Genomic DNA, 25,036 nt, shown 5'->3' on the forward strand with positions numbered 1-25,036 from the left:
ACGCGTTAGCAATACGGCACCGTATCAAGAGTTCGAGAGGCTTCTTTCATGAGCGACGGCAAGGGCGATGTCTGGGTCGAGGCGGGATTTGCCGAGCTCGCCCGCGCGGGGGTCGAGGGTGTCAGGGTCGAGGTGCTTGCCAAGAATCTCGGCGTCACCAAGGGCGGCTTCTACCGCCGCTTCGCCGACCGCGCCGCGCTGCTCGATGCCATGCTGCAACATTGGCGCGAGGGGCGGGCCGCGTCGATCGCGCAGCAGACGCGCCTCGATGGTCAACCGCCCCGCGAACGGCTGAAGACGGTGATCCAGCTCTACTCCGAGCGGCTCAATCCGGAAGCCATGGCGATCGAGCTCGCGATCCGGCAATGGGCCCGCTCCGACGAGAGGGCCGCGGCGGCCGTGGCGAGCGTGGACGCAGCGCGGCTCAAGCACGTGGCCGAGCTCTACCGCGCGACCGGGCTTGCGACTGAGGAGGCCGAGGCGCAGGCCTTCCTGTTCTATTGCTTCATCTTCGGCCAGAGCCTGTTGTTCGTCGAGCGCGGCCCGCGCAAGCGGTCGCAACTGGTGGCGAAATCGGCCGAAAAGCTGCTCAACTAGAGCATGATCCGGACCCGAAGGGCCGCGTGAGCGCAAAGTGTGCAGCGGTTTTCCGAAAGATCATGCTCCAACTCAAAATCAAGTGAAAAGGCCGGAGCGGTGCTCCGGCCTTCGTATCGATTCGAAGCTCAGGCGGCGCCCTTCAGCTTCTTGTTGCATTCGCTGTAGTAGCCGCCGCCCTTCTGGATCCACTTCATGCCGCCGTTGCCGTTGGTGGTCTTGTTGGCGTTGTACTGGTCGACGCAGGTGTGCAGGCGTCCCTTGCCCGGGGTCTCCTTGGCATATTTCGGATCGATCGCGTTCGGATAGATCGCAGGTCCCGCCGGCAGGGTCGGCGCGGCGGCGGGGGCCGCCTCCTTCTTTGCCTGCTTCGGCTCGGCGGGCGCAGCCGCGGTCGGTGCAGGAGCAGCCGGCGCGGCGGCAGCCGGCGTTGCATCCGCGCCGCACTGGGCCTTGCGGAAGTCATTCCACTTCATGGTGCCGAGCGAGCCGTCCTTCTTGGCCGCCTGGTATTTGGCGCTGCACTCCTGCGACGTCAGCGCCTGCGCCGGCGCCGATACCGAGAGCGCAGCAAATCCCGACAACGCAATCGCGCACAGCATTTTTGATTGAATGGTCATCCTTAGGTCTCCTCCTTGGTCTTCCCCCGAGGGGAAGTGAAACAAGAATTGCTATCCTAGCGTGCCGGCCATTTGCGACAAGGAAGCGATGGCTCCCGGCCGCCAAAATATAGTAACGGCGCCGTTCAGATTATTCATGTCGCGTTCAGCAATGCGAGCCGACGTTCGCAGCCCTTCGCAATTCTCGCAAGATGAGTGCAACACCATGACCCTCGCCTCTCGCCTCGCCGCCGTCGCCCTCGCCTCCCTGCTCGCCGGCGGCACTGCCTTCGCGCAGACCGCCGCGCCGGCGGCCAAGACCGATATGAAGACCGACGCCGCCACGGCCGACAAGAAAGCCCCGAAGGAGCGCTCGGCCGAGTCGCTCGAATGCTCCAAGCAGGCCGACGCCAAGGGCCTGCACGGCAAGGAGCGCAAGAAATTCCGCTCCGAATGCATCAAGACCGCCAAGGCGGGCGCCGCCGCGCCGGCTGCCGACAAGAAGTAGCCCCGACACGATCTTCCGCGAGCTTCCAGCGAGAGGCGCGCGCATTGCGGCATGACGAGCCTGCAATTGTGCGCCTCTCGCTGATTTGCGATAAGGTGGCGTGAAGCAAATCGCCGCCTCCCTGTCGTTTGAATGGCCGAGCCGTGCCAAGATCTTGAGCACGGCGGAGACGCTCGTCATCGGCACCGCCGGCGGCCTTGTGTTTCTCCTCGCCGGCCTTCCCGGCGGGTTGATCTCCGGCTCGATGATCGCGGTCGGGATCGCCGCGATCGCCGGGCGCCAGCTCGCGCTGCCGCCGCTCCTGACCCAGACCGTGCTGGTGCTGCTCGGCATTTCGCTGGGCTCGGTGGTCTCGCGCCATCTGCTTCAGCAGGTCGGCGCATATCCCCTCACCATCGGGCTGCTTGCGCTCGCGACCTTCTGCTCGACCTTCGGCTCGAGCTATTACCTCCAGCGCATCCATGGCTGGGACCGCACCTCGGCCTTCCTGGCCGGCAGCCCCGGCGCGTTGTCGCAGATCACGATCCTGGCGGTCGAGCGCGGCGCCGACCTGCCGGGCATCGCGGTGGTGCAGACCATGCGCGTCATCATCCTCACCGCGGCCCTGCCGATGGTGCTCGCGTTTGCAGGCGTCGTCCCCTCGGCCGCGCCGTCGCTGGCGACGACGATCGCTTCGCCGCTCGATCTCGTCGAGCTGGTCGCGGCCTCGCTGGCCATGGCGCTGGTCCTGCGCCTGATCAGGTTTCCGGCGAGCTGGATGTTCGGCGCCATGATCGGCTCGAGCGTGCTGCATGGCGCCGGCTGGGTCGAGGGCGGCCTGCCGGACTGGGTGCGCGGCGTGGCGCTGGTCGGCATCGGCGCGCTGATCGGCAGCCGCTTCGCGCGGATGCGGATCAAGACGCTGGCCGGCCACCTCAACGCGGCGCTGGGCTCGTTCACGGTCGCCATCGCCGTCTCCGCCATCTTCGTCGGCATCGTGGCGCTGACCACCCAGGTCAGATTCTCCGACGCCGTCGTCGCCTTCGCACCGGGCGCGATGGATGCCATGCTGGCGCTGGCGCTGACCTTGCACATCGACCCGATCTTCGTCGGGGCCCACCATTTGTCGCGTTTCGTGTTCGTGACGATCGCAACGCCGGGCATCGTGCATCTGTTCGGGCGCACGCAGGACGATGTGGATGATTGATGGCGCGCAGTGCGCCTCGCGAACTCCGCTCTCGTAGGGTGGGCAAAGGCGCATAGCGCCGTGCCCACGTTCTCTTTCGACCTTATCACTACGAGGTGGTGGGCACGGCGCGCGAAGGGCGCGCCTTTGCCCACCCTACGGCAGCTGACCTAGCCTCTCGCCGTCTTCGCAAATCCCCACGCGGCAATCGCGGCCATCAGCAGCGAGATCAGGACGTTGTAGCCGGCGAGCGAGAGGCCGAGGAAGCGCCACTGCACCTCGTCGCAACGCACCACCTTCACGGTGTCGAGCTTTGAGAACAGATCGCCGGCATTGCCGAGATTGACGACGGGACCGCTGCAATCGGTCGGCCCCTTCCAGAACCCCCACTCAACGCCGGAATGGTAGGTGCCGAGTCCGGCATTGGCGAGCGTTGCCAGCGCGAGGATCGCCAGCCCCGCCAGCAGCAGCGGCCGCGGCGCGCCGCTCCGCGCCGCCAGCGCCGTGAGCGCACCGAGCGGAATCGCGAGATAATAGGCGTAGCGCTGCTCCAGGCAGAGCGGACAGGGCAGGATCTCCAGCACGAGCTGGAAGAACCAGGCGCCCGCGATGGTCGCCGCGGCAATCAGCGTGACGAGCAGCGAGGCCGTCAGCGCAGCGCCGCTCGCAGCCGGCTTGAACGCAGGTATGGCGGCACTCTGGGTCGTCACGGCAGCCTCTTTCCGGTAGGTCGCGCTCCTAAGCCTCTAGACCCGCTCCATGCGGCTGTCGAGAACGGCTGACATCACTTTGGCGCGGGTTGACCCCGCTTTGTCCATGGCTATAGTCCGCCGGCTTCGCGACGCTCCCTGCAAGGGCCGACCGAGGGCCCCTGTGGCGGAACTGGTAGACGCGCTCGACTCAAAATCGAGTTCCGCAAGGAGTGCTGGTTCGATTCCGGCCAGGGGCACCAGCCTTCGCTGCTTCGCAGCTACGGCTCGGCAAGCCGGGCGCAGCCATATCCATGCGAAGCGGCGAAGGCTGTCGCGCCGAAGCCTTGGCGAAGGCGGACTGGCTCAACACACTCGCTCTCCCCCCTCCCTAGCCATCCCCTCATCTCCACTGTATAAACCGGTAGCTTCTTCCGTAACTCGAAGGAGCTCATATGAACGACCTGCACGCGTGGCTCTCGCAGCAACACCACGGTTTGCGGACCTTCCAGACCTTTCAGCAGAAGCTCGAGACGCTCGGCCAGCACGATCCCGCCCAGCGCGGCCTGTGCCGCCTGCTCAGCGGCGTCATCGGCAGCTATGTCGAGGCCTTTGACGAGGCCCCGCTGCCGGTCGACATTGCCGAGGACGCCTATCGGCGCCTGCTGACGCTGGTCGGAAGCCTCGATCTGCACGGAAATGCCGCTCGCCGGCTCGCCGACATCAACCGCGTGGCGACCTGCGAGTTGTGGCGGTGATCGTCAGGACCAGCGTGCCCACTTCAATTTCTAGGTAACAGGACACGCCTCTTCGGCCTCGCGACGCATGACGCCCGAGTCTTGAGCTTCTCTTGACGCCCCTTCCTTGGAAAGGGCGCAGGGAAGGCCGGGCGCCGGCTGGCACCCGCGGTCCGCTGCGCGCAAATTGCGAAGACAAATGCACAGCGGCATACAGGGCAGCCCAGGACATCCCGGCCTTTCCCTGCGCAATGGTTTTACGGCTTATGGCGCGCTCTCCCCGGGGAGCGATGCACTATTGCCCCCGTCGCCTTGCGGATGACTGGCGCGCGTGCCCGGTCGGGCCGCTTCACCACCACAAGCCTTGACGCACAGACCCCGGGCGTCAGGACGACACGCTTTTGCCGTACGCGGACCGCACTGGTCGTGTGCGCGCTGCTCAACCGCTCACGGGCCAACCCGCCCTGCGATTGCTGGCGCGCCGATGCACTCCACGTCCACCGCCACCCGGCCCGCGCATCGTGACGATCGCGAAACGCCCCTTATCCTTGGGCCGGGATGACGCAAAGCTACGATATTTCCGAATTTCGGTCAACCAGAATCTTTTGGGCCGGCTCTTGAGGTTTGGGCTATGATTTTCCTGCGGCCCATCCTTTGAGACGCCCAGCAGGCCCTAAGCGGCTGCCCTGCCCCGTTCCACTTCGCCGCGCCAGTCTCTATATCCTGTGGCAGCAGATGTGATGCAGCGGACAGTTTGATGGCCAGGACACGCAGGACGGACGCCGACGACCTCCCCCGCTATTTCGTCTGGGTCCGGGGCCTCGAAGGCCCCGAGCCGCAGAAATGGATGGCGATGGATTTCGGCGTCGGCGACTGGAAGCGGCCGCTGGTGCTTGCCTATCTGGAGTTGCCGGCGGACGAGCGCGATCTGTCGCTGTCGATGCTGGCGCGCCGGTATCCGCCCCCGCGGGTGGATCTTTCGTAACGGCGTCAGCCCATCCAGCACAAGTCTGTCGCCACGGAGACAATGACCGCTCGATGCATCGCCGCTGCCAGCCAGCGACGACCCGACACGGCGACGCCGCACGATCCCGCTTGCTACCTCAACGCGACTGTGCGCAGAATGCATCTGTATTTTCATGAGTCAGAGATTTCAACCACTGATTGATTTCGGGAAATGATGCCCGGTTTGGCCTGACGCTTTCCTTGTCGAATTTGCCGGAGGGGCCCATGACGCATCATGATGTCGGGGGGAACGCCGATTCTCCGAGGCCGGAACGCGCGCCCAGCGACAGGGATAGGAATGCCGGCGGGGGCGCGGGCGCGGCCCTGCCAAGACGCAAGCTGGTGCTGTTCGCCGACGGCACCGGCAATGCGTTCACCAAGCAGGAATCCAGCGTCTGGCGTCTGTATGAGGCCCTGGACCATACCCAGCCGGACCAGATCGCGCATTACATCAAGGGTGTCGGCACCGCCGGCTGGGCACCGCTTGCCGCGCTCGACGGCGCCACCGGCATCGGCGTCCCCGGCAACGTCCGCAAGCTCTATCGCTTCCTGTGCTGGAATTGGCGACCCGGCGACGAGATCTACATCTTCGGCTTCAGCCGCGGCGCCTTCACCGCGCGCACGCTGGCGGCGCTGATCGCGAGCCAGGGCCTGGTGCCGGCGGAGATCGACGACACGCCGGTGTCGCACGCGGAGATGGGGCGCAACGTCAAAGCCGCCTGGCGCGAATATCGGCGCGAGACCGTGCCCTGGACCAAGAGCCTGCCGACGATCTGGGTCACGCGCTGGATCCGCGACTTCCTGCTGTTCGTCTATCACTGGCTTTGCGGGCACCGTAGCTATGCCGAGGTGCGGAGCAAAATGAACGGGCGCAGCGAGGTCGAGATCGCATTCCTCGGCCTGTTCGACACCGTCGAGGCCTTCGGCGTGCCGGTCGAGGAGCTCCGCCTCGCCGTCGACTGGGCAATCTGGCCGATCTCGTTCCGCAATCACCGGCTGTCGCACAAGGTCAGGCACGCCTGTCACGCGCTCGCGCTCGACGACGAACGCACCACCTTCCATCCGCTGCGAATCGACCAGAGCCATCTGGCGGAAGGGCAGATCGTCAAGGAAGTGTGGTTCACGGGCGTCCATTCCGATATCGGCGGCGGCTATCCTGAATCCACGCTGTCCTTCGTGCCGCTAGTCTGGATGGTCGAGCAGCTCGGCGACCGGTTGCGCTTCCAGGACGGCGAGATCGAGCATTTCAGGGAATATCAATCGGCGCTCGGGCCGCGGCATGATTCACGCAGCGGCGCAGCGGTGCTGTACCGCTACGGGCCGCGTCCGATCCTCGGCGGCGACGTGAATGGCGGGCTGCCGGTGGTGCACTTCGCCGTCATCGAGCGCATGCTGCTCGGCTGCGACGATTACGCGCCTATCATGCTTCCGGCGAACTGCCTGGTGCTGCTGCCGGACGGAACGAGGTTGCCGCTGCGTTCTGAGGGAGAGACCAAGAATCTCGACGAGCAGCATGCGCGCGAGGTCATGAAGGCCGCCTATCTGCAAAAGGCGACGGGACCGCGTCGTACCGAGGAGGCCAGGGCCTTCACCACGATGAGCACGCCCGACGCCACCATGTCGAGCCTCACGCGCGACACCGTGTGGTGGCGGCGCGTCGCCTATTTTTCGCTTTTGTTCATGGCCGGCGTGATCGCCGCCTGGCCGTGGATCGCGCACGCGCTGGTGCAGTGGTCCGAAGACCGCGCCCTGGAGGGCACTGGCACACTGTCTTTCATCACCAATGTCGACTGGGTGATGGGCGCGATGGTGGCGCCGCTGACCAATCTGCTGCGAGACGTGCTGCCGTCCTATGCTGCCCCCTGGCTCAACATCGCGACCTACTATCCCTTCCTGACCTCGATCGTGGTGATCGTCACCTGGTGGATCTGGCACAAGAACGGAACGTTGCGTGACGACATCGAGGAGCGGGCACGTCTTGCCTGGAACACGTCGCGCCGCAGGGCGAGCATGGAGCACATCGACAAGCCGGGGCCGTTGATGCGGCTCGGACACTGGATGCGCCTGAACGCCAGCCCGGCGCAGCACGTCATCACCAGGGGACTGGTGCCGGCGGTCTTCCTGATCGCGATCTTCGGCTCGGCCGCGCTGATCGTGTCGAGCAGCCTGTTCACCGCACGTCTCGCCCTCGGATCGGTCTGCTCGCCGCCTGCGGTCAAGGGCTCGGCCGCGTTCCAGACCGGCACGCCGGTGACGGACGAGCCGGTCGACGCGCGCGCGTTATTCGACACCAGGGACTTTTGCTGGTGGAGCGGGCTCGCCGTCGAGAAGGGCCGCAAATACCGCGTCTTTCTCGAGATCAAAGAGCCATGGTTCGACCGCACCATCATGAGCGGCGTGAACGGATTTGCGACCTACGAGCCGCACAACTACGTGGCGCTGCCGGAGCGTCGTCTGTTCGCCGCGGACTGGTTCCAGCCCGTGGTGCGCGTCGGCAGCAAAGGCATCAACGACCTGCCGCTCAAGGCAGTCAATGTGATGCCGGCCGACGAATTTCCCCGCCGCATGAAGCCCACCCTGCCCGCGGAGGACGACATCAGCAGGAGCCGCAACAGGTACCCCGTGCGGCTCGACGACACGGCCGAGTTCAAGGGCAGGCTCGACGGACTCGGCAGATTCGAACCGATTCCGCCGGCCATGCTCGCCGAGGCAGGCCCGGTCTGGACGAAGCAGCTGTTGACCGGCCGCGTCGTCTCCGAATTCGTGGCGCCCGAGTCCGGCGAGCTGTTCTTCTACGTCAATGATGCCGTCCAGATATTCCCGCGGCTGCTTCCGGAGTCGTGGGTCCCGTCCTGGCTCGATGCGATCCAGGGACCGCACGATCTGTTCTACCGAAACAATAGCGGCACTGCGAAGATCAAGGTCCAGCGCCTGCCGGCCCCACCGATGCCACCGGACAAGCCGTCATTACCGCTGGCGAGCAACTGAGGCCCAGCGGGCCCCCGCCTCGGAGCTCTCCGTGCCGCGACTTGGACACGGGGCATTCCCGCCCCCATGATTATGGGTGTCGCTGCCTGCATCCGGCGGTTAAACTTGCCCTTGCGCCGCGGGGGACACGCGGGTCGCGGGACCATGATCATGACCGAACAGGGCGAGACGGGTGAAGCCATCACCATCCTCCTCGTCGAGGACGACGCGCCGACCTGCTGGCGGCTGCAGGATGCGCTGGTCAAGGCCGGCTACGAGGTGCGCAGCGCCGGCACGCTCGGCGAAGCCCGTTCCGCGCTTGCCGGCGGCGCGCCCCGCGTGCTGCTGACCGATCTGCGCCTGCCCGACGGCCACGGCATCGAGCTGATCCGCGAGATGAGGCAGCGCTTCCCCGACACCGAGATCATGGTGATCTCGGCACTCGGGGACGAGGAAAGCGTGATCTCGGCGATCACGGTCGGAGCCACCGGCTATCTGCTCAAGGACGCCTTCCCCACCGACATCGCCACCACGGTGCGCGATCTGGTCGCCGGGCATTCGCCGATCTCGGCCTCCATCGCGCGCTTCATCGTGCGCAGAACCCAAGGTGCCGCGCCAAATTCGGCGGAGCCGCCGCCCGGCCCGGCGCTCAACACGGCGAGGCTGACACCGCGCGAGATCGACATTCTCTGGGGCATCGCAAAAGGCTTCAGCTATGCCGAGATCGCCAGCCATCTCGGCCTGTCCAAGCAGACCGTGCCCGGCCATATCAAGAACATCTATCGCAAGCTCGAGGTGCACACGCGCAGCGAAGCGGTCTTCGAGGCGGTGCAGCAGGGCCTGATCAAGCTGTGAGCGAGATCGCGGCCAAAGCACCTATCAAGGCAGCTACGAAGGCGCCTACGCGGCCGCGGCGCCGGCTGATCGCCTCGCGCCTCGTGCCCTATCTGCTGCTGCAGGCCCTGATCGTGATCGCCACCATTCTCGGGCTGCGGCTGCTGCAGCCGAGCGACCCCGACGATTTTGCGCTGAACGGGTTTTCGCTGCGGCAGGACGGCGTGACGCTGCCCGTGAACCTCCCGCATTTCACGGCGTCGCGCTATTCCCTGGACGACCCGCCGCTCTACACCGGCAGCTTCATGTTCCGGCGCGGCGAAGCGGCCGCGGGATGGTCGGTCTATCTGCCGCGCTTCAGCAACGCGGTGGAGGTCGCCGTCGACGGCGTCGTCGTGCTCGATTCCCGGCGCGACGCCAATGCCAACCGGCCCGACCGCAACACGCCGCAGATCGCAGCGATACCCGCCTCACTGCTGCGCGAGGGCGCCAACGAGATCACGGTGCGCCTGTTCGTGTGGGGGCCGTTGAAGGGTTTTCTCGACACTGTCTATGTCGGGCCGGATGCCGCCTTGCGGCCAGCCTATGAGACGCGCACGCTGCTGTTTGTCACCCTCCCCGTGGTGTTTTCGGCCTGGCAGTCGATCCTCGCCGTCATCCTCGCGATCATGTGGCTGATGCGGCGCCGCGAGCCGGTCTACGGCGTGTTGGCAGCCGCGATGGTGCTCGGCGTGGTGCAGGCGTACGTACCGCCGCCGGTTCCGCCGGCCGCCACGTCGCGGCTTGCCGCGGTGCTGCTGGCGTCCGCGCCGATCGAGAGCGCGTTGGTCGTCATGTTCGGCGTGCTGTTTTTCGGCTGGCGCTGGCCGCGCTACGGCATGCTGCTGTTCGTGCCAGGCCTCGTCGTGTTCGTGGTCGGGCTGATCGGGGGCCCGCCGCTGCCGCGCATCCTCTTTCTGGTGCTCGGCATCCCCACCGTCGGGATTTGCCTGTTTCTGATGGCCTGCGTGACCGCGACCGCGGTCGTCCGGCGGCAGGACGCGGCAAGCTTCACGATCGGATGCGCCGTCACCATCGTGCTGGTCTGCTGGGTCCAGGACATGTTCACGGTGTTCGAGATCGTCGCCAACGAACGCATCTTCGTCTCGCGCCTGTCCTATTCGGCGATGCTGGTCGCGATCGGGGCCGGCTTGACCTGGCGCTTCGCCCGCGCGCTCAACCAGGTCGACAGCTTCGCCGGCCAATTGGTGACACGTGTGCGCGAGGCCGAGGAGCGGCTGAAGGCGAGCTTCGTCCGCGAGGAGGAGCGCGCGCGCGCCGCCGCGCTTGCCAATGAGCGCACGCGGCTGATGCGTGACCTGCATGACGGTCTCGGCGGCCAGCTCGTCAGCATCGTCGCGCTCTCCGAGCGCGGCCATGAGGGCGCGACCATCACCGACGCTGCCCGTGCCGCGCTGAAGGATCTGCGTCTCGTCATCGATTCCATGGACGACATCGGCGGCGACCTGATGCTGGCGCTCGGCTCCTGGCGCGAGCGCGCGAGCGCGCAATTGCGGCCGCACGACATCACGCTCGACTGGCGCGTGGCGACCCCGCAGGGCCTGCCACTGCACCCTGAACTCAGGCCATGGCACGTCATCCAGATCGTGCGCATCCTCGACGAGGCCGTGACCAATGCGGTCAAGCACGCACAGGCACACCGCATCGCGGTCACCATCGAGACGCTCGATGCGAGCGAGGGGCCGTACGGCCTGATCAGTGTGACCGACGACGGCCATGGCTTTGCACTGGCCGGCAATGGCGAAGCCGGGCGCACCGGCCAGACCGCGCGCGGCTTGCGCAACATGAGAAGCCGCGCCGCGCGCTGCGGCGCGGTGCTCGACCTGAGTTCCGACGCTTCCGGGACGCGGGTGCGGCTGCAATTGCCGCAGCGTTTTCCCGACAGCGACGCGGCTGCGGGCTGAAAACCCCCCTCTCCGAGCGTGTGGGACGCGCGGAGAGAGGGAACGGGCCGGGTGATTTGCCGGCGGAGGACGGGGGGTTCGTCCGCAGGGCGCCCTGGGCCCGAGGCGATGCAATCAATTCAATCGAATGGAAATGTCAGCGCACGCCGACACGATTGACCGGGCCGCCGCGATTCATCGGCGTTCCCGCGCGCACGCCGACCCCGGGCGCGCCGACGCCGGGCGTTGCGACCGCGGCCCTTGCGACCGGCGCTCCCGGCGCGACCACCACCGCCGCCGTCGGCCGCACCACGCAGCCCTTGGGCACGCCGACCGTCTTGCAATAGACCACCGCCTGTGCCGGGCTCGTGCCCAGCGACACCATCGCCGCGCCGGCCAGCGCCATGACCGTCAGCCCCGCACTCAGCGCTCCAGCTCTCTTCGACATCCTTTGCTCTCCTGCTTCCCGTTCGGCGCCCCGATGCAATCACCGGGTTTCGCAGCCGAGGTGCAGCCTGAATGACAAAAGACGGCGCGCGGATACATGCCATGAAGATGGGGGTCGCTGCGGCCGGGACACCGGGCCGACGCCATGAACATGGCATGGACCCATGCACGACCTTCGCGAGATGGTCCGGCCCGATTGATCCCGGTCGGGACCAACGTCGATTCCAAAGAGGTGCTTTATGAAGATTTCAGCTGTTGCCGCGCTGCTGCTCGCCGCTTCCGCCGTGCCCGCTGCTGCACAATCCGGTCCATCGGTCCAGGAGCAAATGGCCTGCCGTGGCGATGCCAGCAAATTCTGCGCTGAGCATATCGGCAAGCCCCCGCAGATGAATGCCTGCCTGCGCGAGAACAAGTCGAAACTCTCGGACAGCTGCCGCAAGGTCGTCGAATCGCGCGGCGGCTGATCTGCCAACGTTCTCGCGAAGAAGAGAGGAGCGGCGTGCTGCCGCCCTCTCAACACCTGGCGCCGCTACTCCTGCATCATCTCGCCGCTGCCGCCGAACTCGGCCGGAAAATCCTTCAGCTTGGGCAGGCCGTCGCGCATCGGCAGCACGGTCTCGGCATAGTTGACGTGAACGCCCGGCGCGAATGCGAGCGTCGGGATGGTGGCGGTAAAGACGTCGACCAGTCCGAGCGGCGGATGATTGGTCATGAGATGGCCGCCGCACTTCTTGCAGTATTTGCGCTCGCTGAGCGGCGTCTTGGCAAACGTCTCGACATTCTGGGCGCCTTCGGTGACGCGCACGGCCTCGGGCTTCCACAGGCTGAAGGCGTTGACCGGGCCGCCCGACCAGGAGCGGCAGGAGCGGCAATGGCAATAGCCCATCGCCTCCGGTGCGCCCGTGACCTCGATCGTGACCGCGCCACAGAAGCAATTTCCGACATGTTTCATTTGGTCGTCTCCGTTTGATGAAGAGGAAGAAATCCTCTCCCCGCTCCTCGTCCACAATATGTCGGGACCGATGGGAATGCGGGGAGAGGTGTCGGGGTGAAGGGGGACATCACCCCGGGGGACGTTGAGGGGACGGGTATGTGAGATGCTCGCATACCTCAGCCGGCGCGGCCAAGCGTCCTCCGTTCGGCGGACGCGCGCGATGCCGCGACGAGGCTAGAGTGACCGGCGCCAGGGAATAAGCATCGACACCCGTTGTTTGTACTGCCGGTACTCGTCGCCGAAGAGAGCGACGAGGTCGTGCTCCTCCAGCGCGATGCCGACGAAGATGTAGAGCGTGGTGACGACCGCAAACAGCAGATGCCCCGCGGTCATGGTCGGCGCCGCCCAGAACGCAATGATGAAACCGAGATAGATCGGATGGCGGACGAAATTGTAGAGCAGCGGCGTCCTGAAGCGCGGCGGCGTCATCTCCTTGCCGACCAGATGGTTGGTCACCTGATGCAATCCGAACAATTCAAAATGATTGATCAGGTAGGTGCTGGTGAACACCAGGATCCACCCAGCGAAGGACAGCGTGACCAACGTCACGGCGAGATCCGGGTTCTCGACATTCCATACGATCGCAGGCAGCGGGCGCCACTGCCAGAACAGGAGCAGCAATGACAGGCTCGCGAACAGCACATATGTCGAGCGCTCGACGGGCTTGGGGACGAACTGCGTCCACCACGCCTTGAACTGCTTGCGTGCCATCACGCTGTGCTGAAGGGCGAACAGCGACATCAGGAGGAGATTGACGATGACGGCTTCGGCCGTCGGCGTGTCGGTTCCGGTATCGATGGTCTTGGGCACCACCAGCCCCATGACGAAGCCGATGGCGTAGAGAATGGTGACGAAAAACACGAGATATGCCGCAATTCCGTACAGAAAGGCGATGAACTTGAAAATGCGTGAGCCCGCAACCTCCGGGCTGAGGGAATGAACCTGGTGATCAAGTTGGGTCATAGAACGCTCCGTTGTGCCGAGGCATCGACACTGTTTGGTCTTTGCACCATGCCGGATCGGACGTCCCCAGACTTTCGCGACCGGTTGATTTTCGCCTGAGACGACTTTGATTTTTGCTTGAGACGACAGAAACGTGCGATTTCGCTTTGAAAACAACGTGCTCGACGGCGACCTGCGGGAACTCACTTGCGGCGGGACAGCCGTGCCGTTGCAGCCGCAGGTGTTCGATCTCTTGCTCTATCTCGTCGCGCAACGCGCGCGTGTGGTCAGCAAGGATGACCTGATCAGCCAGATCTGGAGCGACCGGATCATCTCGGATTCGGCGCTGAACAGCCGGATCAACGCCGCGCGCAAGGCCCTCGGCGACGACGGCGCGACGCAGCGGCTGATCAAGACCATTCCGCGCAAGGGCTTTCGTTTCGTCGGCGAGGTCCGGGAAGATGTGGCAGCGTCAATCGTGCCGGCCGAAGCCAGGCCCGCCCCCTCGCGCGTGGGGGACCGCCCGGCGATCGCGGTGCTCGCCTTCGAGAACATGAGCGGCGATCCCGCGCAGGACTATTTTGGCGACGGGATCAGCGAGGACATCCTCACGGCGCTGTCGAAGCAGCGCTGGTTCATGGTGATCGCCCGCAACTCGTCCTTCACCTACAAGGGGCGCGCAGTCCACCTCAGGCAGATCGCGGAGGAGCTCGGCGTCCGCTACGTCGTCGAAGGCAGCGTGCGCAAGGCGGGCAATCGGCTGCGCATCACCGCGCAGCTGAACGATGCCACGTCAGGCAGCCATCTGTGGGCCGAGCGCTACGATCGCGAGCTGGTCGACGTCTTCGCCGTCCAGGACGAGATCACCAACGCGATCGCCGCGGCGATCGAACCGCAGATTCACGCGGCCGAGAGCTTTCGCGCCCAACGCAAGGGACCTGCGAGCCTGGACGCATGGGATCTGCTGATGCGGGCGCTGTCGCATTATTGGCGCGTGACCCGGCACGATCACGAGACCGCACGGACGCTGCTGGAACGCGCGATCGGGATCGATCCGAATTACGGTCAGGCGCTGTCGGTGCTGGCGGCGAATTACATGTTGGGCGTGCATCTCGGCTGGGCCGAGCTCGCCACCGTAGCGCCGGTGGCGGAAGCCGCCGCGCTGGCCGCGGTGCGCTGCGACCATGAGGATGCCTGGGCGCATGTCGCGCTCGGCAGCGTCTGCTTCTCGACACGCAGGCTCGGGGACGCGCTGTCCGAGTTCGAGCAGGCGCTCGCGCTCAATCCGAACTTCTCGCTGGCGCAGGGTTATTACGCGCTGGCGCTGTCCTATGCCGGATGTCCCAAGGATTCGTTCGAGGCTGCGCAACGGGCGATCCGGCTATCACCGCGCGATCCGTCGCTGGCGATCTATCACGGCATCGCCGGCTATGCGCGCTTCACCGAACGCCGTTATGACGAGGCCATAGCGCTGGCGCGCGAGGCGATCCGCCATCGCGGCGATCTCACCGGCGCCTACCGCGTGCTCGCGGTCTCCGCCGGCATGACCGGCGACGGAACGCTTGCGGAGACGGCGCTGGGCGAGCTCCGCCGCACCCAGCCCGACATCTCGCTGCACTGGATCGCGACGCAACTGCCGTGGGCCAATGACGGGGATCGCGAGCACTATCTGGAGGGATTTCGGCGCGCGGGACTGCGCTAGGCGGCTGCTCTTACCCCGGCGCTACGCGCGCTTGCGGCGCAAATGGACGATGACGTCGAGCCGCGCGATCTCGTGGCCGGGAAGCGCCTCCGGAATCCTGGTGAAGGCGAGGCCTTCGGCAACGTCGACCAGCACGTCCTCGCCCTCGAGATAGAAGTGCGGATGCACCGACGTGTCGGTGTCGAAGAACGACTTGATGCCGTCGGCGGCGATTCGGCGCAAGAGGCCCGCCTCGGTGAACTGGTTCAGCGTGTTGTAGACGGTCGCGAGCGACAGATAGGCGTTCGCCGCCATTGCTTCTTCGAACAGGCTCTCTGCGGTGACATGACGATGGCCGCGCAGGAACAGCAATTGGCCGAGCGCCAGGCGCTGGCGCGTCGGGCGCAGGCCGGCATCGCTGAGCAATTGCAGACAGTGCTGCACCCCTGCATCGGGCGGCAGCTCGAGGCCGGCGACATCAGGATCGCTATCGTCGCGCGCAGGGAAATTCGTGGCCTGGATGTCCATCGATCGTCTCACGGCTCAGGGGAGCAGGACGCACAGCGCCGGGTCCTGCCAGTTGCTATTCGATCGCAAAAGCGGCGGCCTGGCTTTGATCCGGATCAAATCCGGAGCGGGGCCGCCTCTGACCTATCGCAAGGCGATCCGGTTTATTCCTGGCCGGTTGGGCGGCGCCGGGCTCGGCGCATCATGATGGCCTGACGCTTTTGGTCGCAGGCGCAGGCTTGTGCAACGCCTTCGCAGACTCTCGACACGAGTAAGGCCGCCTGATCGCCCGGAGCGGGCCGATCCGCCGTGCGCGAAGGTATGCGGAAAACAGGACGCGCTGTACATTTTTTGTGCGAGCACTGTCGCGACTTTCATCTTGCGGCGCCGAACGGGACTGTGTGAGCCTCGATATCGGATGGGGACTGGGATGGACCGGCCGTAGCTTCGCGCGCCATGACGTGCGAAGCGCTGACGGCTGGTCTCGCTTGAGAAAGATACGACATGCCGAAACGAGTGTTGCTTGGTCTCCTCCTGGCGTGCGGCCTCACGGCCCCGACACTGGCGCAAGAGCCGAAGACCGGAGGTGTGATCAATGCGGTGATCCAGCCCGAGCCGCCCGGCCTGATGCTGGCGATGGTCCAGAACGGCCCCGTGCAGATGGTCTCGGGCAACATCTTCGAGGGCCTGCTGCGCTACAGCCCGAAGCTCGAACCGCAGCCGGAGCTCGCCGAGAGCTGGAGCGTCAGCGAGGACGCCAAGACCTACACGTTCAAGCTCCGGAAGGGCGTCACCTGGCATGACGGCAAGCCCTTCACTGCCGCGGACGTCTTGTTCTCGATCGAGATGCTGAAGCAGACCCACGCGCGCGCCCGCAACAACCTCGCGCAGGTCGACAAGGTCGAGGCGCCCGACGATTACACTGTCGTGTTCACGCTGAAGCAGCCGTTCGGCCCGTTCCTCGGCATCTTCGAGGTCGGCTCGATGCCGATGGTGCCGAAGCATCTCTATGAAGGCACCGACTGGAAGACCAATCCCTACAACAACGCCCCCGTCGGCACCGGCCCCTTCATGTTCAGGGAATGGCAAAAGGGCTCATTCATCCGCCTGGTCAAGAACCCGAACTATCACGAGAAGGGCAAACCCTATCTCGACGAGATCTACTGGCAGATCATTCCCGACGCTGCGGCGCGCTCGGTGGCGTATGAGACCGGCAAGGTCGACGTGCTGCCCGGTGGCTCGGTGGAGAATTTCGACGTGCCGCGGCTTTCCAAGCTGAAGGACACCTGCGTCACCGGCGCCGGCTGGGAGTTTTTCTCGCCGCTGGCCTGGCTGTGGCTGAACAACCGCCAGGGTCCGCTCGCGGACAAGCGGGTACGGCAGGCGGTCATGTATGCGATCGATCGCGACTTCGCCAAGGACGTGATCTGGAACGGGCTCGGCAAGGTCGCGACCGGCCCGTCCGCCTCGACCATCAAATATTACACCGACGACGTGAAGAAATATCCGTACGATCCGGCCAAGGCCAAGGCCCTCTTGAAGGAGGCCGGCTACAAGGGCGAGAAGATCCGGCTGTTGCCGCTCGCTTATGGCGAGACCTGGCAGCGCTGGGGGGAAGCGGTGAAGCAGAACCTCCAGGACGTCGGCATCAACATCGAGACCATTGCCACCGACGTCGCCGGCGGCAACCAGAAGATCGGCGACTGGGACTACGACATCGCCTTCACCTATCTCTACCAGTATGGCGATCCCGCGCTCGGGGTTGGCCGCAACTACGTCTCCAGCGCCATCGCCAAGGGCCAGATGTTCAACAACGTCGAGGGCTATTCCAACCCCGAGATCGACAAGCTGTTCGCCGACGGCGCGGTCGCGACCCCCGACTCCAAGCGCAAGGAGATCTACGAGAAGGCGCAGAAGATCCTGGTCGAGGACGTGCCGGTGGCCTGGATGCTCGAGCTGCAGTTCCCGACCATCACCCGTTGCAAGGTCAAGAACCTGATCACCACGGGAATCGGGGTCAATGACGGCTTCAAGGACGCATGGCTCGACAAGTGACGGGCGCTTCGCGTCTGATCTCTCGTGCTGTAGCTTTCGCCGAATGATTGCCGTCCGGCCCACGGAAAAGGTGCACCTCTCCCGTTTGCGGGGGAGGTCGACGCGCGCCGGGCGATGCGAAGCATCGTCCCAAGCGCGGCGGGTGGGGGCTCTCTCCACTCGGGGACCTTCTCTGCGGAAACACCCCCACCCCTACCCTCCCCCGCAAGCGGGAGAGGGAGCGCACCGTCGCTGCGGCGACACTCTCGTCAAACAAGCGTCGCTCTAAGTATGCTCTCCTTTATCGCTCAGCGTGTCCTGAAGGGCGTGATCGTCCTGCTTGCGATCGTCGTCCTCAATTTCTTCCTGATCCGGCTTGCGCCCGGCGACCCCGCGGTGGTGATGGCGGGCGAGGCCGGGGCCAGTGATCAGATCTTCGTCAATCAGCTCAGGGAGAAGTTCGGCCTCGACAAGCCGTTGCCGGAGCAGCTCTTCATCTACGTCAAGGGTGTCGTGACCCTCGACCTCGGCTTCTCCTTCCGCCAGCAGGCGCCGGTCGCAAAGCTGATCGGCGAACGGCTGCCGGCGACGCTGCTGTTGACGCTGACCGCATTCGCGATCTCGCTCGCGCTCGGCATCCTGTTCGGCACCTTCGCCGCGCGCTTTGCCGGAACCTTCCTCGACACCGCCATCACCGTGTTCGCACTGATCTTCTACGCCATGCCGATCTTCTGGGTGGCGTTGATGGGCATCCTGCTGTTCTCGGTCACCATGGATTGGCTGCCGAGTTTTGGTTACGAGACGGTGGGCGCCAATCTGACCGGCTTCGCCCACGCGGTCGACGTCGCGAAACACCTGATCATGCCGGCGATGACGCTCGGCCTGTTCTTCATGGCGACCTATACCCGCATGACGCGCGCCTCGATGCTGGAGGTGAAGCGGCTCGATTTCGTCAAGACCGCGCGCGCCAAGGGCCTCTCCGACGCCGTGATCCAGCGCCGCCACGTGCTGCGCAACGCGCTGCTGCCCGTCGTGACGCTGGCCGGCGTGCATTCGGGAACGCTGATCGGCGGCGCCGTCATCACCGAGACCGTGTTCGCCTGGCCCGGCATCGGTCGCCTGATGTACGACGCGCTGTTGCAACGGGACTACAATCTGCTGCTCGGCGTCTTCGTGATCTGCTCCGCCATGGTCCTGATCTTCAACCTCATCACCGACCTGGTCTATCGCCTGGTCGACCCGCGCATCGAATTCGCCTCATGAAACAGTTCTGGAAATCGATGCTGCGCAGCCCGAGCGGCGTCATCGGGCTCATCATCCTGGTTCTCGCGATCTCGGTCGCGTTGTTCGGACCGATGCTGTTCCCAAACTCGCCATGGCGCATGGTGCAGCGGCCGTTCCTGCCGCCGTTTACGCTCTCCGCCGTGCCGCTCGGCACCGACGCGCTCGGCCGCGACGTGTTCGCCGGTATGATTTTTGGCGCGCGCGTCTCGCTGCTCGTCGGCCTCGTCTCCACGCTGGTCGCGCTGATCGTCGGCGTTCCCATCGGCGCCATGGCCGGCTATTTCGGCGGCAGGGTCGACGACGCCCTGATGCGCTTCACCGAGTTCTTCCAGACCATTCCGAGCTTCGCACTCGCGATCGTGCTGGTCGCGATCCTGCAGCCCTCGATCTATTCGATCGTGACCTCGATCGCGCTGGTGAGCTGGCCGCCGGTCGCCCGCCTCGTGCGCGGGGAGGTGCTGTCGCTGCGCACGCGGGAATATGTCCAGGCGGCCGTGGTCACCGGCCAAAGCAACACCTGGATCATTATGCGCGAAATCCTGCCGAACGCACTGTCGCCCGTGATCGTGCTGGCCTCGCTGATGGTGGCGACCGCGATCCTCCTGGAATCCTCGCTGTCGTTCCTCGGCCTCGGCGACCCCAATCTGATCTCCTGGGGCTACATGGTCGGCGCCGGCCGCACCGTGATCCGCCAGGCCTGGTGGATCACTGTGTTTCCCGGCGTCGCCATCCTGATCTCGGTGCTCGGGCTCAATTTGATCGGCGAAGGCCTCAACGACGCGCTCAATCCGCGCCTGTCGCGGGAGGGACGCTGACGATGACCGCCCCGCCCGCCGTCTCCATCAAGAACCTGCGAATTGCCCTTCCCAAAGGCGCCGAGCGTCCCTTCGCCGTCGACGGCGTCTCGCTCGATTTGCGGCCCGGCAAGATCGTCTGCATCGTCGGCGAGTCCGGCTCCGGCAAGTCGATGTGCGCGCATGCGCTGATGGGCCTGTTACCCGATACGGTCTCGGTGGCCTCCGGCGAGATCCAGTTCGAGGGTCGCGACCTGCTCAAGCTCGACGACGACGGCTGGCGCGATCTGCGCGGCCGCCGTCTGGCGATGATCTTTCAGGAGCCGATGACCGCGCTCAATCCGTTGATGCGGATCGGCGACCAGATGGCGGAGATGTTCGAGGCGCACGGCCTGCTCACGCCGAGGGAGCGGCGCGCGCGAGCGCTCGCTTTGGCACGGGAAGTCGGCCTGCCCGACCCTGAAAGAATTGTGCGCGCCTACCCGCACCAGCTCTCCGGCGGCCAGCGCCAGCGCGCCATGATCGCGATGGCGCTCGCGCTCGAGCCAGCCGTGCTGGTCGCGGACGAGCCGACCACCGCGCTCGACGTCACCACCCAGGCGCAGATCCTCAAGCTGATCCGCAACCTCCAGCGCAACCGCAACATGGCGGTGATGTTCATCACCCACGATTTCGGCGTCGTCGCCGATATCGCCGACCAGGTCGTCGTGCTCCGGCACGGCAAGGTGGTGGAGGAAGGTCCGGCCGCAACCGTCTTCAACGCGCCGCAGCACGACTACACCAAGGCGCTGCTCGCCGCGGTGCCCTCGATGGACCCGCCGGCGCGCGAGCCGCTCGACGCCCAGGCCAGGGCGGTCGAGGTGATCGGGCTCGACAAGACCTACGTCACCTCGGGCGGCTGGTTTCGCGAAGACCGCCGCGTCGATGCCGCGCGCGCGGTCAATTTCAACATCCTCAAGGGCGAGACGCTCGGCCTCGTCGGCGAATCCGGCTCCGGCAAATCGTCGGTGGCGCGCCTGGTGATGCGGCTGATCGAGGCCGACCGCGGCACGGTACGGATCGGCGAGACCGATCTCACTTCTCTTTCCGGCAAGGCGCTGCGCGCCGAGCGCCATCGCATCCAGATGATCTTTCAGGATCCGTTCGCTTCGCTCAATCCGCGCCGCAAAATCGGCCACATCATCGCCGACGGCCCGATCGCGGCCGGCCTTGATGCCAAGGTCGCATTCGACCGGGCCCGCGACCTCCTCAAGATGGTCGGGCTCGATGCCGGCGCACTCGATCGCTATCCGCATGAATTCTCCGGCGGCCAGCGCCAGCGCATCGGCATTGCGCGCGCGCTCGCACTCGAGCCCGAGATCATCGTTGCGGATGAGGCCGTCTCCGCACTCGACGTCTCCGTGCAGGCGCAGGTCTTGCGGCTGCTCGAAGACCTCAAGACCCGTCTCGGTCTCTCGATGCTCTTCATCACTCACGACTTGCGCGTCGCCGCCCAGATCTGCGACCGCATCGCGGTGATGCAGCGCGGCGCCATCGTCGAGCTGAAGCCGACCGCGCAGCTGTTCGCCGCGCCGGAGCATGCCTATACGCGCGAGCTGCTGGCGGCGGTGCCGGGACGTAAAGAGCGCGCGCCGGCGGCGTGACGATCGATCGCATCGAGTCGCCGAATTCCGGGATTGTTCCAAAAACTTGCACGCGGCCCGAGGTGAAACATATTCGGTCCAGAAGAATTTTCTTGACGAGAATATCCTTGCCGATGAGCGCAAGGAGCAAGTCGACACCAGCATTCGCTCGCGCGGCTCCAGAAAGCCGCGCGACGGATGTGAGCTGGTGAGCGGTCTCTCAACCCGGCGCATCAAAGGCACGGGAGACGTTGGGATTCCGGAGTGCGCTCACGCGCTTTTTACTCATTCGTGATGGGCGACACCGCTTCAAAGCCGAAGACGGCGTCATAGATGACGATGAAATGATAGCCGTCATCTGATGACGGGATTTGCCAACTGATATTCGGAGCCAACATGGGCGAAGTCATTCGATTTGTCTCCAAGTCCGAGCGCGAGCGAGCACGTCTCATCCAGGAGGCGCGCGCCATCTACGACAGTATCTTCCCGCCGACCGACCCGGCCAGCGAAGGCCAGGATAAGGCCGCGATGGGCCGTGCATATATCGGCCGCGACGGGGGTAACCTGTCGTGATCAAGATCATCGCCGTGCTTTGCAGCCTTGCCTCCCCGACCAATTGTCACGAGCAGGTCGTCACCACCTCGGATTTCGCGCAGGTTTCGGTGCAGTCCTGCCTGATGGGCGCGCCGCAGCTCGCCGACTGGATGAACCAGCATCCAGCCGAGCGGCTAGCTGCGTGGCGCTGCGTGATCGGTCAACAGGCCGGCCGGGGCATCTAGCGTCTGACGGCTGCGTTCGATCGGCGCGCCCGCCCGGCCATGACGGTCTCGACTGAAGGGAGCTCTTGGCCGGGGGCCGCGGCTCGACCAAAGCAGTGACGACACTCCATTGCCGGGGTAACCTCTCGTTGCGGCCATTGGCAGCAAGGGGGGAATCCGCATGGAAGTCGCGAGCCTCGTTCTTCCCGTATTCGCGATCATCGTCACCGGCTGGCTGGCCGGCGAGCTCGGCTATCTCTCCCGCTCGCTCGCCGACGCGCTGGTGCATTTCGCCTACAACGTGGCAATGCCTGCGCTATTGATCGTCACCATCGCGCAGGAGCCCGCGGGCAATCTGCTGGAATGGCGTTTCCTGCTCGCGTTCGGCGGCGGCTCCTTCGTCTGCTTTGCGCTGGTCTTCCTGGTGGTCCGCGCCCGCGGAAGGCATGATCTCGCCAGCAGCACGATTCATGGCATGGCGGCGGCGATGACCAATACCGGCTTCGTGGCGCTGCCGATCCTGCACGCGATCTACGGCCAGCCCGCCGTCCTGCCTGCTGCGGTAGCGACAGTATTCGTCGCGGCCGTGATGTTTCCGATCACAGTCATCCTGCTGGAAAGGGACGCGCGCGGATCGTCCGCGCGGTCCGCCGGCCTCGCGAAGCAGATCCTGCTCAATCCGATGGTGCTGTCGACGCTTTGCGGTCTCGTCTGGGCGATTACGGGCCTGCCGATTCCGGCGCCGGTTGCCGCCTACCTCAATATGGTCGCCGCCGCGCTCACGCCCTGCGCACTGTTTGCCATCGGGCTCGGCCTGTCGGTCGAGGGCCTGCGCTCCAACCTGAGGGCAACCTTCGCGCTCGCGCTCGTGAAGCTCGTGATCATGCCGCTGATCGTCTACGGACTTTGTGTGGTCACCGGCCTCAACGCGCTCTACACCGTCGCCGCCGTGATATGCGCCGCCGTGCCCACGGCGAAGACGGTGTACGTGCTGGCGCACGAGCACAAGGTCGAGGAGAAACTGGTCGCGGCCACGGTCTCGGTCACGACGATGCTGTCGGTAGCGACATTGCTGGTCGCGCTATACCTTCTCTCGGGTCTGGCGACCGGCACGCGCTAACCCGCACTTATCTCGTGGTGTTGCTCCAGGTGGGCGCCGAGTTGGTCACGCCGACCGAGGGCCAATTGTAAGATCCGACCGACGGTGCCGTGACCGTTCCGACCGTCTGGCCGGACGAGCCGTAGGACGCCCGCGGCTGCACAGCAGTGGGCGCCCCGGCGCCGCCATAGGTTGGGGCCACCACGCCCGTGCTGTAATGTCGGCTCGACCGCGCCTTCTTCGCTTCAGCCGCAAAGGGCGCGGCAAGCAGCCCGGTCGTGATGAGCGCGGCAATGGCGAGTTTGATGCTTGTCATGGCTGATCCCTCGATCGCTGGGGCCCTTGTGCCATGTGTTCATTGATCGCACGATGTCCATAGGCACAAGTTCATAACTCCGTGTGCTGGCGAATGTGCCGAAGCAATGCGTTCGTCACCTCCGCTTCGGGCGGATCATGCCCGCCTTCGGATGGACCCGAATCAGCGCTAGTGCATTGCCCTTGGCGACTTCGCGTATTGAGGCGACATGACCGGGCCCGAACTGAAGCAACTCCGCGCCGACCTCTCCGATGTCCTCGAGCGGAAGCTCACGGCGGCCGACATGGCAAAGCTCTGCGGATTGCCGGAGAAAGGCGGCGGCGACACCATCCGGCGCTGGGAGGTGAGCGGCCCGACACCGGAGGCGACCAAGGTGCTGCGCGTGCTTGCTATGGCGAGCGAGCGCTACCCGATCCTGGAGAAGTTCGACATCTTCGATCGACATGACGTGCGCGAGGAAGACCGTCCCGCGAAGCGCGCGGCGTTCCGCGCGCAGATGCGCGATGAGGCGCGACGGCGTCTCGGTTAACGAAGGACGCCCAGAAGTTACCGAAGGGCCGCGAGGTTAAGCCTTCCTTCACCACTTCTTAAGCCGGCATTAAGCACGAAATTCATTTGCAGCCCAATAAGTTAGGTTGGGTCGCGCTGTGCCATGCATGTGACAGCATTTTCGTCAAAAGGAAGCTATCTGCAAAACCAACGCGGCGCGGAAAGCGCGCCTGCCGGGGACCTTAAGTGTCGGAGTTCAAGACGATGAAGAAGATTCTGTTTGCGACCGTTGCGCTGCTCGTGATGGGCGCTGCTGCACCGGCCGTCGGTGCCGATCTCGGCAACCGCAACTATTACAAGACGCCCGCGCCGGCCTATGCCGCGCCGATCTACAACTGGACCGGCTTCTACATCGGCGGCCATGTCGGCGGCGCGTTCTCCAGCGACAACAATTTCAACGGCCTTTCCACCGGCAACAACGGCAACGGCCGCTTCCTCGGCGGCGTGCAGGTCGGTGGGGACTGGCAGTTCCACCCGAACTTCGTGGTCGGCGTCGAAGGCCAGTATTCCTGGCTCTCCGGCAGCGTCGGTGCCGTGTTTCCGGGCGGCATCGCCTACACCAACGATCAGCGTGGCCTCGGCTCGATCACCGGCCGCGTCGGCTACACCTGGGGTCCCGGCCTCGTCTATGTGAAGGGCGGCTACGCCTATTCGGACAACAACGAGAAGGTGACCGTCGGCGGCGTGCCGACCGCGTTCGTCATCACCGGCGATCACCGCAACGGCTACACGGTCGGCGCCGGCCTCGAATACATGTTCGCCCCGAACTGGTCGGCCAAGGCCGAGTACCAGTACTACAATTTCGGCGACTCGAGCTTCACCGGCGGCCCGCTCGCGGGTACCGGCAGCTTCACCACCGACGACCACACCATCAAGGCGGGCGTCAACTACCGCTTCAACTGGGCAAGCCCGGCCGTCGCGCGCTACTGATCGGTTACCACAACCTTACCAGGACGGAAGGGCCG

The 25,036-nt window shown here is 65.3% G+C and carries 26 protein-coding genes and 1 tRNA gene; 20 read left to right on the plus strand and 7 right to left on the minus strand.

Translation table 11 applies throughout. The features are described from left to right. The first annotated feature begins 48 nt into the window (after positions 1 to 48). Entirely contained in the window at positions 49 to 597 is a 549-nt protein-coding gene (locus tag GGD65_RS22990) for a TetR/AcrR family transcriptional regulator (protein WP_183236699.1), read from the plus strand. 128 nt (positions 598 to 725) lie between these two features. Here the strand turns inward: GGD65_RS22990 and GGD65_RS22995 are convergent, their stop codons facing one another. Further along, a complete protein-coding gene (locus GGD65_RS22995) occupies positions 726 to 1,217 on the minus strand; it encodes a hypothetical protein (protein WP_179731924.1) in 492 nt (163 codons plus the stop codon). A gap of 205 nt (positions 1,218 to 1,422) precedes the next feature. Here GGD65_RS22995 and GGD65_RS23000 point away from each other — a divergent pair, with 205 nt between their 5' ends. Beyond that, positions 1,423 to 1,704 carry a PsiF family protein gene (locus tag GGD65_RS23000; protein ID WP_183236700.1) on the plus strand — a complete coding sequence of 94 codons (282 nt, stop codon included), beginning with the start codon at positions 1,423 to 1,425 and terminating at the stop codon, positions 1,702 to 1,704. 100 nt (positions 1,705 to 1,804) lie between these two features. After that, positions 1,805 to 2,890, plus strand: coding sequence for an AbrB family transcriptional regulator (locus GGD65_RS23005; RefSeq protein ID WP_183236701.1), 1,086 nt, complete (start codon positions 1,805 to 1,807; stop codon positions 2,888 to 2,890). 149 nt (positions 2,891 to 3,039) lie between these two features. On the opposite strand, the gene GGD65_RS23010 is transcribed toward GGD65_RS23005, so the two are convergent. After that, positions 3,040 to 3,579 (minus strand): disulfide bond formation protein B, encoded by a 540-nt coding sequence (locus tag GGD65_RS23010; RefSeq protein ID WP_179731930.1) that lies wholly within the window; start codon positions 3,577 to 3,579, stop codon positions 3,040 to 3,042. Positions 3,580 to 3,736: 157 nt separating this feature from the next. Here GGD65_RS23010 and GGD65_RS23015 point away from each other — a divergent pair. The 6 genes from GGD65_RS23015 to GGD65_RS23040 all read left to right on the plus strand — a co-directional run bounded on the left by GGD65_RS23015 (position 3,737) and on the right by GGD65_RS23040 (position 11,065). Further along, a tRNA-Leu gene (locus GGD65_RS23015) sits at positions 3,737 to 3,821 on the plus strand. Between the two features lie 192 nt (positions 3,822 to 4,013). After that, complete coding sequence (locus tag GGD65_RS23020; RefSeq protein ID WP_183236702.1) at positions 4,014 to 4,316, plus strand: hypothetical protein; 303 nt, start codon at positions 4,014 to 4,016, stop codon at positions 4,314 to 4,316. A gap of 736 nt (positions 4,317 to 5,052) precedes the next feature. Next, complete coding sequence (locus tag GGD65_RS23025; protein WP_018316304.1) at positions 5,053 to 5,280, plus strand: hypothetical protein; 228 nt, start codon at positions 5,053 to 5,055, stop codon at positions 5,278 to 5,280. A gap of 245 nt (positions 5,281 to 5,525) precedes the next feature. Next, a complete protein-coding gene (locus GGD65_RS23030) occupies positions 5,526 to 8,288 on the plus strand; it encodes a DUF2235 domain-containing protein (RefSeq protein ID WP_183236703.1) in 2,763 nt (920 codons plus the stop codon). Positions 8,289 to 8,438: 150 nt separating this feature from the next. Next, positions 8,439 to 9,122, plus strand: a complete 684-nt coding sequence (locus GGD65_RS23035; protein ID WP_026201644.1) for a response regulator transcription factor — start codon at positions 8,439 to 8,441, stop codon at positions 9,120 to 9,122. Next, positions 9,119 to 11,065, plus strand: coding sequence for an ATP-binding protein (locus tag GGD65_RS23040; protein ID WP_183236704.1), 1,947 nt, complete (start codon positions 9,119 to 9,121; stop codon positions 11,063 to 11,065). The genes GGD65_RS23035 and GGD65_RS23040 overlap by 4 nt, the downstream gene beginning before the upstream one ends. Before the next feature lie 136 nt (positions 11,066 to 11,201). Here the strand turns inward: GGD65_RS23040 and GGD65_RS23045 are convergent, their stop codons facing one another. Further along, complete coding sequence (locus tag GGD65_RS23045) at positions 11,202 to 11,492, minus strand: hypothetical protein (RefSeq protein ID WP_018316308.1); 291 nt, start codon at positions 11,490 to 11,492, stop codon at positions 11,202 to 11,204. 238 nt (positions 11,493 to 11,730) lie between these two features. Here GGD65_RS23045 and GGD65_RS23050 point away from each other — a divergent pair, with 238 nt between their 5' ends. Then, entirely contained in the window at positions 11,731 to 11,955 is a 225-nt protein-coding gene (locus GGD65_RS23050) for a hypothetical protein (protein WP_026201645.1), read from the plus strand. Positions 11,956 to 12,020: 65 nt separating this feature from the next. Here GGD65_RS23050 and GGD65_RS23055 read toward each other — a convergent pair whose 3' ends face one another. Together GGD65_RS23055 and mddA are read right to left on the minus strand one after the other, a co-directional pair. Then, on the minus strand, positions 12,021 to 12,443 hold the full coding sequence (locus GGD65_RS23055) for a GFA family protein (protein ID WP_183236705.1): 423 nt from the start codon (positions 12,441 to 12,443) through the stop codon (positions 12,021 to 12,023). Between the two features lie 216 nt (positions 12,444 to 12,659). After that, complete coding sequence (mddA, locus tag GGD65_RS23060; RefSeq protein ID WP_183236706.1) at positions 12,660 to 13,448, minus strand: methanethiol S-methyltransferase; 789 nt, start codon at positions 13,446 to 13,448, stop codon at positions 12,660 to 12,662. Between the two features lie 133 nt (positions 13,449 to 13,581). On the opposite strand from mddA, the gene GGD65_RS23065 reads away from it, so the two are divergent. Then, complete coding sequence (locus GGD65_RS23065) at positions 13,582 to 15,129, plus strand: winged helix-turn-helix domain-containing tetratricopeptide repeat protein (RefSeq protein WP_183236707.1); 1,548 nt, start codon at positions 13,582 to 13,584, stop codon at positions 15,127 to 15,129. 21 nt (positions 15,130 to 15,150) lie between these two features. Here the strand turns inward: GGD65_RS23065 and irr are convergent, their stop codons facing one another. Next, a complete protein-coding gene (irr, locus tag GGD65_RS23070) occupies positions 15,151 to 15,636 on the minus strand; it encodes a Fur family transcriptional regulator Irr (RefSeq protein WP_183236708.1) in 486 nt (161 codons plus the stop codon). Positions 15,637 to 16,119: 483 nt separating this feature from the next. Between irr and GGD65_RS23075 the strand changes: the two genes are divergently transcribed. From GGD65_RS23075 to GGD65_RS23105, 7 genes are all read left to right on the plus strand, one after another. Continuing rightward, positions 16,120 to 17,670, plus strand: coding sequence for an ABC transporter substrate-binding protein (locus GGD65_RS23075; protein WP_092255773.1), 1,551 nt, complete (start codon positions 16,120 to 16,122; stop codon positions 17,668 to 17,670). Between the two features lie 270 nt (positions 17,671 to 17,940). Continuing rightward, a complete protein-coding gene (locus tag GGD65_RS23080; protein WP_018316314.1) occupies positions 17,941 to 18,912 on the plus strand; it encodes an ABC transporter permease in 972 nt (323 codons plus the stop codon). After that, positions 18,909 to 19,748 carry an ABC transporter permease gene (locus GGD65_RS23085; RefSeq protein ID WP_028139871.1) on the plus strand — a complete coding sequence of 280 codons (840 nt, stop codon included), beginning with the start codon at positions 18,909 to 18,911 and terminating at the stop codon, positions 19,746 to 19,748. Before GGD65_RS23080 ends, GGD65_RS23085 begins: the two co-directional genes overlap by 4 nt. A gap of 2 nt (positions 19,749 to 19,750) precedes the next feature. After that, a complete protein-coding gene (locus GGD65_RS23090) occupies positions 19,751 to 21,370 on the plus strand; it encodes an ABC transporter ATP-binding protein (RefSeq protein ID WP_183236709.1) in 1,620 nt (539 codons plus the stop codon). Positions 21,371 to 21,745: 375 nt separating this feature from the next. Then, complete coding sequence (locus GGD65_RS23095; protein ID WP_018316319.1) at positions 21,746 to 21,922, plus strand: hypothetical protein; 177 nt, start codon at positions 21,746 to 21,748, stop codon at positions 21,920 to 21,922. Beyond that, the gene (locus GGD65_RS23100; RefSeq protein ID WP_018316320.1) at positions 21,919 to 22,128 is read left to right on the plus strand and encodes a hypothetical protein; all 210 of its coding nucleotides are present in this window, start codon (positions 21,919 to 21,921) and stop codon (positions 22,126 to 22,128) included. The genes GGD65_RS23095 and GGD65_RS23100 overlap by 4 nt, the downstream gene beginning before the upstream one ends. Positions 22,129 to 22,288: 160 nt before the next feature. Beyond that, positions 22,289 to 23,227 (plus strand): AEC family transporter, encoded by a 939-nt coding sequence (locus GGD65_RS23105; protein WP_183236710.1) that lies wholly within the window; start codon positions 22,289 to 22,291, stop codon positions 23,225 to 23,227. A gap of 7 nt (positions 23,228 to 23,234) precedes the next feature. On the opposite strand, the gene GGD65_RS23110 is transcribed toward GGD65_RS23105, so the two are convergent. Further along, positions 23,235 to 23,522, minus strand: coding sequence for a hypothetical protein (locus tag GGD65_RS23110; protein ID WP_177237079.1), 288 nt, complete (start codon positions 23,520 to 23,522; stop codon positions 23,235 to 23,237). 208 nt (positions 23,523 to 23,730) lie between these two features. Here GGD65_RS23110 and GGD65_RS23115 point away from each other — a divergent pair, with 208 nt between their 5' ends. Further along, positions 23,731 to 24,051, plus strand: coding sequence for a hypothetical protein (locus GGD65_RS23115; protein ID WP_018316323.1), 321 nt, complete (start codon positions 23,731 to 23,733; stop codon positions 24,049 to 24,051). 224 nt (positions 24,052 to 24,275) lie between these two features. Further along, positions 24,276 to 25,001 carry an outer membrane protein gene (locus GGD65_RS23120; RefSeq protein WP_026201646.1) on the plus strand — a complete coding sequence of 242 codons (726 nt, stop codon included), beginning with the start codon at positions 24,276 to 24,278 and terminating at the stop codon, positions 24,999 to 25,001. The last annotated feature ends 35 nt before the right edge of the window (positions 25,002 to 25,036 follow it).

Origin of the sequence: Bradyrhizobium sp. CIR18 (assembly GCF_014198295.1) — a bacterium.
In the GTDB taxonomy this organism is placed as follows: domain Bacteria; phylum Pseudomonadota; class Alphaproteobacteria; order Rhizobiales; family Xanthobacteraceae; genus Bradyrhizobium.